A 14315-nucleotide genomic window follows, 5' to 3' on the forward strand; every position below is an offset into this window, starting at 1 on the left:
GTGAAAAATTTGCTGCCGCAGGAAAAAAATCTCAATTCTCAATTCTCAATTCTCAATTAAATTATTATCTTTGCACCATGATTACATATCCAGCAACAGGCGAAGCACACCGCCCTGGCAGAATAGAAGTAGTGTGCGGCTCGATGTTCTCGGGCAAGACAGAAGAATTGATACGCCGCATGCGACGTGCCCAGTTTGCCAAGCAGCGCGTGGAGATTTTCAAGCCCGCTATTGACGTAAGGTATTCTCAGGAAGACGTGGTAAGCCACGACCAGAAACATATTCAGTCCACCCCAGTTGACTCGTCAGCCAGCATCCTGCTGTTAGCCGAGGATATCGAGGTAGTAGGTATTGACGAGGCACAGTTCTTCGATGAAGGCATCGTTGAGGTCTGCAATCAGCTGGCCAACCGTGGCGTACGCGTCATCATCGCAGGACTGGACATGGACTTCAAAGGCGTTCCCTTTGGTCCCATGCCCGCATTATGCGCCATTGCCGACGACGTGACCAAGGTGCATGCCATCTGCGTGAAATGTGGCTCACTGGCCTACGTCAGCCATCGTAAGGTACTCTCCGACAAGCGTGTACTGCTGGGTGAGACTCAGGAATACGAGCCCCTCTGTCGCGAGTGCTACCAGAAAGCGATACAGGAAGACAACCTAAAGAAATAGAAATGTACGATAAACCTATCACCTTCGACAAGTTTGTACGCTGGATGGGCTATGGCCTGCTAATCCTGGCTATCATCATCCTGGTCAATTACCTTGGTAGCGTACTGCTACCTTTTGCGGCGGCATGGCTATTAGCCTACCTGCTCTACCCCATGGTAAAGTTCGTGCAATACAAGCTTCATGTGCCTGGACGTGTTTTAAGTATTGTCGTCACTTTGATAGTTGTCATCGCCATCCTTACAGGCATCGCATGGCTTATCATCCCACCCATGATTGAGCAGTTTGAAAGACTCAGCGAGCTCGTTACCGCCTACATACAGACCACGGCAAAGATCGACAGCATCCCTGATGCCATCAGCCAATGGACACAGGAGCATCGCAGGGATTTGGAGACCTACATGCGAAGTGAGAACTTCACAGAGGGCATCAAAGACGCCCTACCCCAGATGTTCAGCGTGGTAGGCAAAACTGCAAGTATCCTTATCAGTATTGCGGCATCACTCATTACCCTGCTGTATATGTTCTTCATTCTCATGGACTACGAGTACCTGACGGAGAACTGGATCAAGATATTTCCCAAGAAGAGTCGTCCGTTCTGGAGCGTACTGGCCAAGGATGCCGAGCGTGAACTGAGCAACTATATCCGCGGACAAGGCCTGGTGGCCTTCATCATGGGTGTACTGTTCTGCATAGGCTTTACCATTATCGATTTCCCCATGGCCATTGGCCTGGGAATCCTTATCGGTATCCTCGATCTGGTACCCTACCTGCACACCTTCGCATTGATTCCTACAGCCCTGCTGGCCCTTCTGAAGGCAGCCGATACAGGACAGAATTTCTGGATTGTCTTTGCCATGGCAGTAGCCGTCTTTGCCGTCGTCCAGGTGATTATCGACCTCATCGTAACCCCCTACGTCATGGGCAAGGCCATGCGCCTCAACCCTGCCATCCTGCTGCTGTCGCTATCCGTATGGGGTGCCCTGCTTGGCTTTATCGGGCTCATCATAGCCTTGCCAGCCACCACCCTGTTGATAGCTTATTATCAGCGCTATATCACCCGTGAAAACGAGGAAAATATCACTGAATCAGAAAAATCATCCGAATAAATTTGGCAGGTTCAAAAAAAGTTCGTACCTTTGCACCCGCTTTTCAATAAAAAGCACTAAGGTTGATCCGCTAGCTCAGTCGGTAGAGCACAACACTTTTAATGTTGGGGTCTTGGGTTCGAACCCCAAGCGGATCACCAAGAACAATCCGCAAGAAACTGAATAACAGTCGCTTGCGGATTTTTGCATCTATAAAGATTTGTACCTTTGCACCCTAAATGGTTTCTACAATAAGAAAGATGAAGGAAATTTGAAAAAAGTTATCGTTTTGCTTAGTTTTTCGGTTCGCTGAATCGTCCTTGTTGTGTATGAATGATAATTATGACGAAAAAAGAATTTGAAAACATATACCGTCAGCATTATGCCAAGATGTACTGTCTGGCAAAGACGATGCTCTATGATGCGGACGAAAGCAAGGACGTGGTGAGTGAAATCTTCACCCGACTGTTACGGGATGGTGACAGGCCACAGAAGGACAGGATGGAGGGCTACCTGATGACTGCCGTACGTAACCGCTGTCGCGACGTGCTCAGCCACAAGTCGATACGGGAACGAGTAGAAGGGCTCTTCTTGCAGGAGTCGATGCAGGGCCATATCATCGCTATGAATGATGACGACCGTCTGGAACGACTGATGCAATTCATTGAAGCGGAACTGCCACCGCTCAGCCAGCAGATCTTCCGACTACGGTTCCTCAGCGAGATGAGTTATGAGGAAGTGGCACAGGCCGCAGGCGTGAGCAAAGTGACGGTTTACAACCATCTGTCACAGTCGGTACAGCGAATCAAGGAGTATTTTCAGAAAGAAACAGCAAAACGATAAACATTATGGAACAGCAAGACAGAATTGACCAGCTGGTAGCAGAGAACCAGGAACTGCTCGCGCTGACGAAGCAAGCCTTTGTGAAGCGTGAAGTCGAAAAGGAATCCGTCCCCGTTGACGAGGAATGGGAAAAGTTCGCAGCGGAACACGCTGATGAATTAGAAGCCCTTGAAAAAGACGAACCACATACAGCCACTATTAAGAAACTAATGGGCATACTCCCTTACAAGGTTGCAGCAAGCATTATCGGCATCCTCTTTACGGCAGGAGTGGCTTTTGCAGCCATCCTCATCGTGCGTATGGTTAGCCATCCCAAACCGCAGACTATGCAGGCAGAGCAAACCATATCTGCCAAGCCTACATCGGTATTGCCGACAGATACCATCAAGACGGACACGACAACCACAACAATGCCCATTGTATTCGACAATGTTTCATTGGATAAGATGATGCCACAGATAGCTGCCTATTATAACAAGGAGGTGGAATTCCAGAACGAAGATGCCCGTCAGTTCCGTTTCTATTTCGTGTGGAAACAGGAAGAGACGCTCGAAGTCGTATTGCATCGGCTCAACCTCTTCGAGAGCATCACCGTAGAACTGAAGTCGGACAAGATTGTAGTAGAATAAGCCATGAATAAAATCATATCTATGCTTGTCTGCTACCTCGTCTTTACCGGAATGCAGGCCCAAAAGATTACGCGCGAATACAACAACGTGTCGCTCAGCGAGGCCCTGCGCCAACTGAACGAGCAGACCGATGAATACACCATCAGTTTCCTATACAATGAACTGGAGGACTTCCGCATCACCACTTCGGTACACCGCAAGACCGTGCCCGATGCCATCCGCCAGATGATAGGCTTCTATCCCATCCGCATGACCGTTGAGCCGGGGATAGCCAATCCCAGCCAACAGGAAATCATCGTCGAGTGTCCGCAGAAGACAGCCCTCCGCTACAAGGGCACCGTCATCGACGAGCAAGGCCAGCCCGTAGCCTACGCCAACATCGCCCTGCTCTCGCCTCAGGACTCCACGCTGATTACCGGTGGCGTGTCGAACGAGAGCGGTCTCTTCGTCATTCCCTGTGAGCAGCAGCCCGTCCTTGCCCGCATATCATTCGTAGGATATAAAACAAAATTCGTCATGTTTGATTCACGAAATGCCAGAAATATTCGCCTCAAGCCTGAGACTATTATGCTGAATGGTGTGAAGGTGACGGGCGATCGTATTTTCTCAAAGGCAGAAAACGGACATCTGACCTACAACATGCCGATACTCCTTGAAGTCTATCCTGCCGATAACGCCTACGAGGCTCTTACACGTATTCCTGGCGTGATTGACACGGGCGAAAACCTTACGTTTTGCGGACAAGCCGTGACGCTCATCATCAACGGCAAGGCGACGACGCTCAGTGCCGACAAAGTGGTGGAGCGATTGAAATCTATGCCCGCCGCCATGCTGGCCAAGGCCGAGGTAATGCCGTCGGCTCCTGCGAAATATCATGTGCGAGGCATGGCAATCAATATTGTCACAAAGGACTTCGCAGGAACGAACCAATTCTCAGGCCAACTGAAGGGAGGCTGGCAGCAGAATAAATACGGCACAGGCTATGCGGGCGGCAGTTTTATCTACAACCATAACAAACTTGGACTGGATATGTCGTACACGTTCACCGATGGGGCAAATTACGGACAGGTGGAGCACGAAGCCAACCATCCGTTGGGCGACAAGCGCATTGCTTACGAAGACAAGACACGCAACCGCAGCGACGGCATCGATCATGAGTACCGCATTGGCATGGACTATGCCATCGCTGACGACCATCGCCTATGCCTGGCCTATACGGGACAGTGGAACTCCACCCGCTCCACCAACACCACGACAGGTACGGCCCAGTCCACGCAACATTCCCGTGAGCACACATACCTGCACAACGTCGATGTCAACTATGCGGCTCCGTTCGGTCTGCAACTTGGCGTTTCGTACACCAACTATCAGGAGCCTCGTACGCAAAGCCTTGAGGGCGAACTGTACGACATCAACCGAAACCTGTTAGTCGATAGTCGCCAGAAAGTCAGCAAGTGGCTCTTCACCGCCGACCAGACCCACGCGCTGCCCAATGACTGGGAACTGAACTACGGGGCAAAGGCGCAGTTCACGAACAATAACAGCTATCAGACCACCCTCGACCAGAACCAGCAGCCCATGCCCGACGCCACCAGCAGCGTTGATTACGACGAGCGCATCCTGAATGCCTACGCCAGACTGAGCAAGCAGATAGGCAAGTCGCTGAGCCTCGACGCCTCGCTGACGATGGAGCAATACCATGCCACCAAGTGGAACGAGTGGCGCGTCTATCCGCAGTTCAACGCCATGTGGAACATCAACCCGAAGAATATGCTCAATCTCTCGTTCAGCAGCGAGGCCGTCTATCCCTCCTACTGGAGCACCATGAGCAGCATCTACTACGCCTCGGCCTATACAGAGATATGGGGCAATCCCGACCTGAAGCCCATGTCGAAATATGAGGTGAACCTCATGTGGCAATTGAACCACAAGTACACGTTCACTGCCTTTGCCGAGTTTGAGCCTGACTACTTCGTGCAGCTCCCCTATCAGACCTCCGACCGAATGGCCGTCATCATGAAGGAGACCAACTTCGACTACTCCAACTACTACGGTCTGCAAGCCTCGGCGCAGTTCCATGTCGGCCAGTGGCTCAACGGTACCGTCAATGCCACGGGCCTCTACCGTCACGACAAGAGCAGCAACTTCTTCGACCTGCCCTTCGACCGCACCCGCCTCTCGGCCATCCTCGGAGGAACAGCGGTGGCCAAACTGTCCCAGCGGCATAGCATCCAGTTCATCCTCAATCCGTTCTTCCAGTCTAAGGCCATCCAAGGCGTCTACGACATCAGTCCGCTGTTCTATCTGAATGCCTCGCTGCGCTGGACCTCCGACAACGGCAAGTGGAGTGTCATAGCCAAATCCAACAACATCTTCAACTGCTACGCCAACACCCGTTCCACCGTCGCCAACCAGGACTACGCCATGCGTGTCTGGATGAACTACGCCAGTGCCTCGCTCACCGCAATCTACCGCATCGGCAACTTCAAGGAGAAGAAAAAGAAGGAGGTGGACACCTCGCGAATGGGTTATTAATGTAAACAAGATGAAAAGAGTCATAATACTTCTGCTATTCATAAGTGTAGCTATTTCGGTAAAAGCCCAAAGAGTCACACGCGAATATAATAATGTGTCGCTCAGCGAGGCCCTGCGCCAACTGAACGAGCAGACCGAGGACTACACCATCAGTTTCCTCTACAACGAACTGGAGGACTTCCACATCACCACTTCGGTACACCGCAAGAACGTGCCCGACGCCATCCGTCAGATGATAGGTTTCTATCCCATCCGCATGACCATTGAGGACAGGGAAATCATCGTGGAATGCCCGCAGAAGACAGCCCCTCGATACAAAGGAACTATCATTGACGAGCAAGGCCAGCCCATAGCCTATGCCAACATCGCCCTGCTCTCACCTCAGGACTCTACGCTGATTACCGGTGGAGTCTCTAATGAAAGCGGCCTCTTCGTCATCCCATGTACAGAAAGTCCCGTCCTTGCCCGGGTATCATTCGTCGGCTACAAGACTATTTATAAGTTATGCGAGACAACGAATGCCGGAGTAATCAGGATAAAGTCTGACACTTATACGCTGAAGAATGTGACAGTGAAGGGTTACAAGCCAACTATGAAAATGATTTCGGGTGGTATGGAGATTGATGTGCAGAACACGCTGTTGGCTGATGCAGGTTCTGCCCTTGACGTGCTCTCGCAACTGCCACGTGTCAATGTAACATCTAATGGGGGCGTGGAAGTGTTCGGCAAAGGCAAGCCAGAGATTTACATCAACGGCAAAAAGATGCGCAACAAGGGCGAACTGGAGCAACTGACCTCAAAGGACATCAAGTCTGTGGAGGTCATTACGATGCCTGGCGCACGATATGATGCCACATTAGGCTCCGTCATACGTATCAACACTATCAAACGGCGCGGTGACGGTTTCAGCCTCTACAGCATAGCAAGAGGAAGTTATTTCCACGAGTTCGCCAATGCGGCAGGCGTGTCGATAACCTATCGGAAGAACGGACTGGAGATGAACTTCTACCCCTATTTCGTAAGCAACTACACTGGCGAGGACAACAATTTCGGCAACATCCTCCACATGACCGATTATGACGCCAAGACCATGCAGCACGGCTTGTTCACCGACCGCACACAATCCTTCGTGCCCGACTTCAAGCTCAGTTATGACTTCGATGCCAACCACTCCATCGGTGCATCCTACCGCTATCAGACGACACTGAAATACGACAACACGTTTCATTCTGACTATACCGTTCATCACAATGACATCCTGCAAGGCTACGTGAGCCAGACAGCCGACCACAATTGGGACGTGACTTCTCACAATGCCAATGCTTATTATATAGGAAAGATTGGCCAATGGGACATCAATGCCGACGGCTCGTTTGTACACACAACCGTCAAACGCGGACAGCACATCAACGAGCAGAGCAAGGAGTTTGAGGACCGCACGGTGAACACATCATCCACACAGGACAGCCGCCTCTATGCTGGCAAACTGATAGCTACCTACAAGTTACCTAAAGGCGAAGTTTCCTTTGGTACGGAGCTGACCCACTCTCATGTGGATGCCGACAACCACAATCCAGAAGGCTATATCGCAGAATCCGACAATGAGATTCAGGAAAGCAACTATGCAGGCTTCGCTTCCTACGGTCTGCAGTTGGGACATTGGTCATTAGAGACAGGCGTACGTTTTGAATACGTTCATTCCGATTACTACTCTTACGGAGTTAAGGATGCTGATGTCAGCCGACGTTATAGCGGATTTTTCCCCAACCTCTCGGCATCGTGGAATAAGGGGAAGTGGGGGATGCAGTTTGCGTATGCCAAGAAGACACGCCGCCCGGCCTACGGTCAGCTCCGCAGTTATCAGCAGTACGATAACCGTTATGCCTATGAGGGTGGTAGTCCTGACCTACAGCCAGCCATCAACCACATGCTGGAAGCGATGCTCAACTGGAAATGGCTGAACTTCAGCCTCGGTTATACCTACACCAAGGACTATATGCTGTGGAAGAATGACATTTATAATGAGCAGGAAGTAGCCTATGCCCATTGGATTAACATCGACCATAAACAGGAAGTAAGTGCCTCACTTGTGCTTCAGCCAAAATTTGGTTGGTATCAACCGCAAATGGAAATGGACTATTATCAGCAATTCTTCGATGCCAAGCGTTATGGCTACGTGAGCAATCTGCGTCGCCCTGCTTTTCACCTCGACTTGAACAACAAATTTGTCATCAACAAGTCTTGCTGGTTGGCGCTTCGCGGAAATTATTCTTGCGCACACGATAACATGTCGCAGGAAGTGGATGCCTTCTGGTACGTCAGTGCACATGCATACAAGAGTTTCTTCAATGGCGCACTGGCCTTTAATCTCACCATCAACGACATCTTCAACACCAATATGGAACGATGGAAGATGCGCACGCACAGCGTTGAGATAAGCAAGGACTGCAACAACCATAGTATGACTCGTGGTATCAGACTGCAAGTAACCTACGACTTCAATACCACACGCAGCAAGTACAAAGGCACAGGTGCTGGTAATGCAGAAAAGAACAGATTATAAACTCTCTCGTTGGGGCAGTTGTCTGCACGAATGCAGACACGGCCCCTATTCGAAATGGATTTGTTTCCAAGCGGATCACTTTTAAAAAATCGACAAATGATTAATTATCAATCACTTGCCGATTTCCTTATATCCTAAATGCGCAAGATTCTATTCTCAGTACACTTTCAGGGTTGACGGTAACTTGACATCACGAAATCTGGTGCTTTCGACAAAGATACGAAAAGTCGTGAGCATAACAAAAAAAACTCCAAAAAGTTTGGAAAATAGCAAAAAACACTTTAAATTTGCAAAATAAATGCTATGAAAATGACATTTAAAATCAGAGAGAATAACAAAAACCTAAAATTATAAGCGTATGAAAAAGAAAAGTATTATTCTGTGTTCTCTGGTAGTGATATGCGCCATCGGATTGGTTACCTCCATCAATATTGATTGGCCTGTTGATTTCAACAAGGCAGAGGGAGATATCGCCAAGGCTGCTAAATTCTCTCGTAAGCAAATTTCCGAGAAGCTTACTAATATGGAAGAACTCCTTCAGACCGACTCAGCCTTCAGGGATGATATCGTGGTAGCCCAGGTGGTGATGCAGACACGCGCCCTCCAGTTTGGCACGCTGGTTGACATGTCAAATGAGGTAGCCGGCAACATCCCTGCATTTGCCGAGGTGCTTAAGGAGATGAACGCCAGCCGTGAGATGGTGGACAACGTTGCCAGCTCGCTGGCAGAGTCTGCCGAAAAACTGAATGCCGCCCTTGGTGGTGAGGAGTGTCCCGACTTGGCCCAGTCTACCATCAACGCCTCACTGGCTTACACCACGCTACAGAAGCAGAACAATTTGGCCAACCGTTTCATTGAGACCACCGACAAGTATCTGGAGACAGCCCAGGGTGATGACAAATTGAAACTGGTCCGCGACCAGTGGTTGGATTACCAGCAGATGACTGCTGCCCTTGAGGATGACAAGGCAAGTGCTGAGGCTTTGGCCAAGAAGGGCAATCTGCTTAGTGGCGAGAAGGCTCTTGCAGCCGTAGCTAATTTCGGTATTGCTGAGCGTATTGTTGTGCTGCAAAGTTGCGAGTTGGCTCAGGCTATGAAGCTTCCCAACCAGATTGGAAGAGTCATTCGCCCAAAGGTTCTCGAAAATGAGATCAGTAAGCTTTGCAATGCTCAGAAGGAATTTCTTTCCGTTAAACCACGCAAGATTGATTCCCATAATGCTCAGAAAGAGGTTCTTGCTCATCGTAAGATTGATTCACATAATGCCCAGAAGGATATTCTTGCTCACCGTAAGATCGATTCCTATAATGCATTGATGATTGGCAACGTCATCAGTCAGACAGCAGCAGCAAGCAACAGTGTAAAGCTGAACAGACGTCCCAAAATTGAGAATTAATTACTGCGGTGTACATGCGTAACTGGATTGCTGTCATTCTATTGTCGATGATTCCCTGTATTTCCATGGGGCAGAACCAGACCTATTGTCAGTATAAGACGGACGAAGCCACGCTGGTGTTCTTTGACAAGAACCTGTCACGCTACATCCCTCACATGATACGCATGTACCAGAACGGCAAAGCGCTTCATGAGCAGATATGGACCAGTGATTCCATCTATCAGCCAGAAGCGCCCCTACTTTTATTGACAGACTGGGAGGACGACGGTAATGGCGGAGCATCGCCATTACCGCGTTCTCTTATACAAATCGGCATGGCTCCGTTGAACATGTCGTATTATATCAACCCATCAAGTGAACGATACAGTCAGTTGTTCAAGCACGAATATACGCACATCGTCATGACAGACAAGTATAATCGTAGCGACCGCAACTGGCGCCGCTTCTTTGGTACGAAGGTGGACACCGACAACAAACAGCCCATCTCAGCCCTATGGAGCTATCTGAGCGTGCCCCGTTGGTATTCGCCCCGTTGGTATCACGAGGGTATCGCCTGCTTCATGGAAACATGGTTAAGCGGTGGTGTTGGGCGCGCATTAGGGGGCTACGACGAGATGTATTTCCGCAGTATCATCAACGAGGGCGACAAGCTCTACTCGGTGGTAGGCCTGGAAACGGAGGGTTCCACAAAGGACTTCCAAGTGGGCGCCAATGCCTATCTCTATGGAACCCGTTTCGTGAATTACCTTACCAAGACCTACGGCTACGAGAAGATGATCCAGTTCTATAACAGGACAGCTGATAGTCGCACCTTCTTCGGCAAACAGTTCAAGAAGGTCTATGGACAGTCGCTCAGAAAAGTATGGAACGACTGGAAGGAGGACGAGAAGAAGCATCAGGAAGAGAATCTTGCCGCCATCCGCCAATATCCCATCACAGCAACCAAGCCGCTGACCAAAGAGCCGCTGGGTTCTGTGTCGCCATTCGTCTATGACCCTGTCACCCAGAAGGCATACGCCGCCATGAATGCCCCCGGCGACTTTGCACACATGACGGAAATTGACCTGCAGACAGGCGAGCAGAAGAGGCTGAACGACATCTACGGCATCCAGCTCTATGACCCTGCTTATGTAGCACTTGACCGTAAGGGTCAGCGCCTCATCTATACAACGAACAATTCGAAGATGCGCGGCTTGGAAATCTATGACATCCGACAGAAGAAAGTGGTGAAGAAAAAGAAGTACCAGCGCATCGGCAATATCGTGTATGACAATACCCACGACTGTCTCTACGGTCTTTTCTCCAATGGCGGTACACAGTCGATTGTACGCATGGACCGCGACTTGGAGAATCCGGAAGTAATCTATGCCTTCCCGTTTGGTGTGAGCGTGTTTGACTCAGATATCAGTCACGACGGCAAATGGCTGTCATTCACCAGCCAGGGCGACAACGGCGAGCATACGCTTCTGTTGTTCAACACCGAAGAACTGGCTCAGGCCATCTTCAAACCCGTGAAACTGATTACCTGGAATGACAGTAACTTAGGACAGTTCCGTTTCTCACTCGACGACAAGTACCTGATTGGTAGTTCCTACTATACAGGTGTATCCAATCTCTGGCAGATCAACTTAGAGACACGCGAGATGGAGATGCTTACCAATACAGACATCGGCCTCTTTGCACCATTGGAGATTACGCCGGGCCAGTTGCTGGCGCTCCAGTTCAAGCGCGACGGACTGCAACCCGTCCTGCTCGCCCGTGAGGTGGTGAAGGATGCCAATGCCGTGACACTCTACGGTCAACTCGCCTATGAGAACAATAAGGAGGCGATGGAGCAGGTCGGTCTGCTCAGAGACTCGTTGCCCAGAATGGAGTTCGGCGATGTGTATAATAACATCACATCCTACAACGTCTTTAAAGAGATGAAGTTCGCAGGCGCCTATCCCATCATCAGCGGTTTTACCGATTCCAAAGCATGGAATCACATGACCCCTGTGATAGGCTACCGCTTTAACGTGAATGACCCCGTAGGACTGAGTAGCATGAAACTGTCAGTCGGTCTCTCCCCATGGAGTAATAACGACTGGAAGAACAAGTTCCACATCGACTTCGATTGGAAATACTACTTCTGGACTCTCAAAGCCGCCTGGAACCATATGGACTTCTACGACCTCTTCGGTCCGACGCGAAAGAGCCGTAAGGGTTTTGTGTTGCAGTTGGCCTACGACTATTCCAACACGTTAGTCACGCCGTATGACAATTCTTGGGGTTTCTCTGTGGCTACCTACGGCCACATGGACGCACTGCCCTTGTATCAGGAGGTTGAGGTGCAAGGTGTCAGATCGATGCAGACGGCGTCGATCTATAGAAAGTGGTCAAAAACCCGTACTTCGTTGGGTGGTGTGATGAAGGAGCAGGGCTACCAGTTAGGCATTGAAGGTTACGGCTATCTGGCTGGCGGACGGTTCTATCCCTCCATAGAGGCTTCAGGTGACTTCGGTACCCTGTTGCCTATTGACAGAAACACCTCGTTCTGGCTCCGTACGGCAGCAGGCCATAACTTCGGAGATGAAGAATCGGTGTTTGGCACAACCTATTTCGGTGGTTTCCGTAATAACTATGTAGATAACAGGAACGCCTTCCAATATCGAACGACCTTGGCGATGCCTGGTACTGATATCGATGCTATCCCAGCCCACACCTTTGCCAAGGCGACGGCTGAGCTCAACCTGCGTCCCATCCGGCTCAACGACTTCGGTGCCTTGTTCTGCTATCCGACGTGGATCCAGTGTTCACTCTTCGGAACGGGACTTTCCACCTGGATTCCCTACTCAACCCACAAGATGTACTACAGCACTGGTATCCAACTGACCACTGAATTGGTATTCTTGAACTATCTCAAAACGACACTGTCTCTTGGCTATGGTCATCTGTTTGCGCCTGAAGGCTTCCAAAATGGGCGACATGGTAATGAATTTATGATCTCGCTCAAACTGTTGTAATGCAATTCGTCGCTGCCCTCCTCCCTGTTGTCATCTACATCTTTGTAGTCTATAAGATCGACAATTTTGCGCTCATCAGCGTCAGAAACCTCTTATTACAGGTGCTGTACGGTATGGTAACGGCACTGGTCTGCTTCGGCCTGTTCCAGTTGACAGGAGAGATGCTTGCCGATGAGCACTCCGATTATGTCAATCCGGTATTGGAAGAACTCGTAAAAGGCCTTCCTCTCCTGTATTTAGCCAGTCGTAAGAAGATCGTGTTCTTCATCGACAGTGTCATCTGCGGTGCTGCCGTCGGTGGTGGTTTCTCCATCCTTGAAAACATCTTCTACCTGCTGTTTGGCCATGAAATGGGCCTTGGAACCGTACTGTTCCGAGGTTTGGAGGTGGCCCTTGTCCACATGGGATGCAGTGCTATCGTCGCTGCAGGACTCATGCTGGCAGTTCGTATCATTGAACGTTCTCGTTCTCGATTAGGCATTAAAAAGAGTGATATTGGAATGTCTGTATTTCTGTTAATGGAAGCACCTGTGCTGCACGTGTTCCACAATGCCTTCCATTTCATGCCACTGGTGCAGTTCATTTTCGTATTCGGCACCTTGGGCGGTCTTCTGATGTGGACTTATTACTACGATGTAAATATGATCCACCGTTGGCTTGACAAAGGTCTCGACAAACAGTTCGCTTTGCTTGACTCCATCAAGAGCGGCCAACTGGACAAGACCCAAACAGGCATCTTCCTGGAGTCTATTAAAAAGAAATTTCCCCCTGAGGACTTTTTCGACATTATCTGTTATGTGCAATTGCATGTGGAGTTGTCGGTAGCTGCTAAGAGCAGGGTTATGGTTCGGGAATCTGGGCTGGTGAAAGATCTTCCTTTGACGGAGGAAAATAAGGAATTAATCCTCTCTCAATATGAAGAATACAAAATTCTTGAGAAGAGATTAGGGAAGCTGGCAAAAATGACCATCGCCCCTATCGTGAAATATTATCCTGCTGATTATAAAGCGCTCGAAGCCCTTCGGGCTGAATGCAGGAAGACTAACACTTCAGTTTCCAGGCCATCAGTCAAACAGTTTCTTCCAAAGCCATAATACAGCTATTGAACCTACCACGCAAAACACGAAGTTAGTCAGATACCCCTTACCTAACAGTTCTATGTTCAGCAGGTGACTGATGAATGTGCCAACATAACTGCCGACAATGCCCACGATAAGGTTCATACAACATCCCTTACCCTCACCACTCATAATGCGGTTGGCTACATAACCAATAAGGATGCCTGTCAGTATCGGCCAGGCCGTAAAATCTGCAATGTGTTCTAACATATCGTTCTATTGTATATTCATTATTTATTTTATCTGGTCTTATTTCAGTTACCTATCCAAGATACTTATCATCCCTTACCAGTACCTTTTCAATCTTGCCGACATACATTGTATGATAGTTTACCTCTTTCATATCAAAAAACATATTAAATTTGGGGACTAAGGTACGAAAAAACAATGGATAATTACTATCTTTGCACCAAACTTTTAACAAATTAAGGAAATATTGGACATGGGAATAAAATTGTCGCCCTCAGACATCA

10 protein-coding genes and 1 tRNA gene are annotated in these 14315 nt (G+C 49.3%); 10 read left to right on the plus strand and 1 reads right to left on the minus strand.

What is annotated here, in order from left to right; genetic code table 11:
• The first annotated feature begins 77 nt into the window (after positions 1-77).
• The 10 genes from L6468_RS12205 to L6468_RS12250 all read left to right on the plus strand — a co-directional run bounded on the left by L6468_RS12205 (position 78) and on the right by L6468_RS12250 (position 13818).
• Positions 78-671 carry a thymidine kinase gene (locus tag L6468_RS12205; protein ID WP_091819260.1) on the plus strand — a complete coding sequence of 198 codons (594 nt, stop codon included), beginning with the start codon at positions 78-80 and terminating at the stop codon, positions 669-671.
• A 2-nt stretch (positions 672-673) separates the two neighbouring features.
• Positions 674-1777 (plus strand): AI-2E family transporter, encoded by a 1104-nt coding sequence (locus L6468_RS12210; RefSeq protein WP_237793440.1) that lies wholly within the window; start codon positions 674-676, stop codon positions 1775-1777.
• Between the two features lie 64 nt (positions 1778-1841).
• Positions 1842-1917 (plus strand) — tRNA-Lys (locus tag L6468_RS12215).
• A gap of 181 nt (positions 1918-2098) precedes the next feature.
• Positions 2099-2599, plus strand: coding sequence for an RNA polymerase sigma factor (locus tag L6468_RS12220; RefSeq protein WP_237793441.1), 501 nt, complete (start codon positions 2099-2101; stop codon positions 2597-2599).
• 5 nt (positions 2600-2604) lie between these two features.
• The gene (locus L6468_RS12225) at positions 2605-3228 is read left to right on the plus strand and encodes a DUF4974 domain-containing protein (protein ID WP_237793442.1); all 624 of its coding nucleotides are present in this window, start codon (positions 2605-2607) and stop codon (positions 3226-3228) included.
• Between the two features lie 3 nt (positions 3229-3231).
• Complete coding sequence (locus L6468_RS12230) at positions 3232-5763, plus strand: outer membrane beta-barrel family protein (protein WP_237793443.1); 2532 nt, start codon at positions 3232-3234, stop codon at positions 5761-5763.
• A 10-nt stretch (positions 5764-5773) separates the two neighbouring features.
• Positions 5774-8326, plus strand: a complete 2553-nt coding sequence (locus L6468_RS12235) for a TonB-dependent receptor domain-containing protein (RefSeq protein ID WP_237793444.1) — start codon at positions 5774-5776, stop codon at positions 8324-8326.
• A gap of 358 nt (positions 8327-8684) precedes the next feature.
• Positions 8685-9722: a hypothetical protein gene (locus tag L6468_RS12240; protein ID WP_237793445.1), complete on the plus strand. Its 1038-nt coding sequence runs from the start codon at positions 8685-8687 to the stop codon at positions 9720-9722.
• A 14-nt stretch (positions 9723-9736) separates the two neighbouring features.
• Positions 9737-12724, plus strand: a complete 2988-nt coding sequence (locus L6468_RS12245) for a TolB-like translocation protein (RefSeq protein WP_237793446.1) — start codon at positions 9737-9739, stop codon at positions 12722-12724.
• A complete protein-coding gene (locus L6468_RS12250) occupies positions 12724-13818 on the plus strand; it encodes a PrsW family glutamic-type intramembrane protease (protein ID WP_237816194.1) in 1095 nt (364 codons plus the stop codon). The genes L6468_RS12245 and L6468_RS12250 overlap by 1 nt, the downstream gene beginning before the upstream one ends.
• On the opposite strand, the gene L6468_RS12255 is transcribed toward L6468_RS12250, so the two are convergent.
• A complete protein-coding gene (locus tag L6468_RS12255; protein WP_091819254.1) occupies positions 13789-14052 on the minus strand; it encodes a GlsB/YeaQ/YmgE family stress response membrane protein in 264 nt (87 codons plus the stop codon). The genes L6468_RS12250 and L6468_RS12255 overlap by 30 nt on opposite strands.
• Between the last annotated feature and the right edge of the window lie 263 nt (positions 14053-14315).

The organism is Prevotella communis (assembly GCF_022024115.1).
In the GTDB taxonomy this organism is placed as follows: domain Bacteria; phylum Bacteroidota; class Bacteroidia; order Bacteroidales; family Bacteroidaceae; genus Prevotella; species Prevotella communis.

Excerpts from the sequence above, each read along its gene's own strand:
- L6468_RS12205 (WP_091819260.1), top strand. The coding sequence starts at position 78 with ATGATTACATATCCAGCAACAGGCGAAGCACACCGCCCTGGCAGAATA.
- L6468_RS12210 (WP_237793440.1), top strand. The coding sequence starts at position 674 with ATGTACGATAAACCTATCACCTTCGACAAGTTTGTACGCTGGATGGGC.
- L6468_RS12220 (WP_237793441.1), top strand. The coding sequence starts at position 2,099 with ATGACGAAAAAAGAATTTGAAAACATATACCGTCAGCATTATGCCAAG.
- L6468_RS12225 (WP_237793442.1), top strand. The coding sequence starts at position 2,605 with ATGGAACAGCAAGACAGAATTGACCAGCTGGTAGCAGAGAACCAGGAA.
- L6468_RS12230 (WP_237793443.1), top strand. The coding sequence starts at position 3,232 with ATGAATAAAATCATATCTATGCTTGTCTGCTACCTCGTCTTTACCGGA.
- L6468_RS12235 (WP_237793444.1), top strand. The coding sequence starts at position 5,774 with ATGAAAAGAGTCATAATACTTCTGCTATTCATAAGTGTAGCTATTTCG.
- L6468_RS12240 (WP_237793445.1), top strand. The coding sequence starts at position 8,685 with ATGAAAAAGAAAAGTATTATTCTGTGTTCTCTGGTAGTGATATGCGCC.
- L6468_RS12245 (WP_237793446.1), top strand. The coding sequence starts at position 9,737 with ATGCGTAACTGGATTGCTGTCATTCTATTGTCGATGATTCCCTGTATT.
- L6468_RS12250 (WP_237816194.1), top strand. The coding sequence starts at position 12,724 with ATGCAATTCGTCGCTGCCCTCCTCCCTGTTGTCATCTACATCTTTGTA.
- L6468_RS12255 (WP_091819254.1), bottom strand. The coding sequence starts at position 14,052 with ATGTTAGAACACATTGCAGATTTTACGGCCTGGCCGATACTGACAGGC.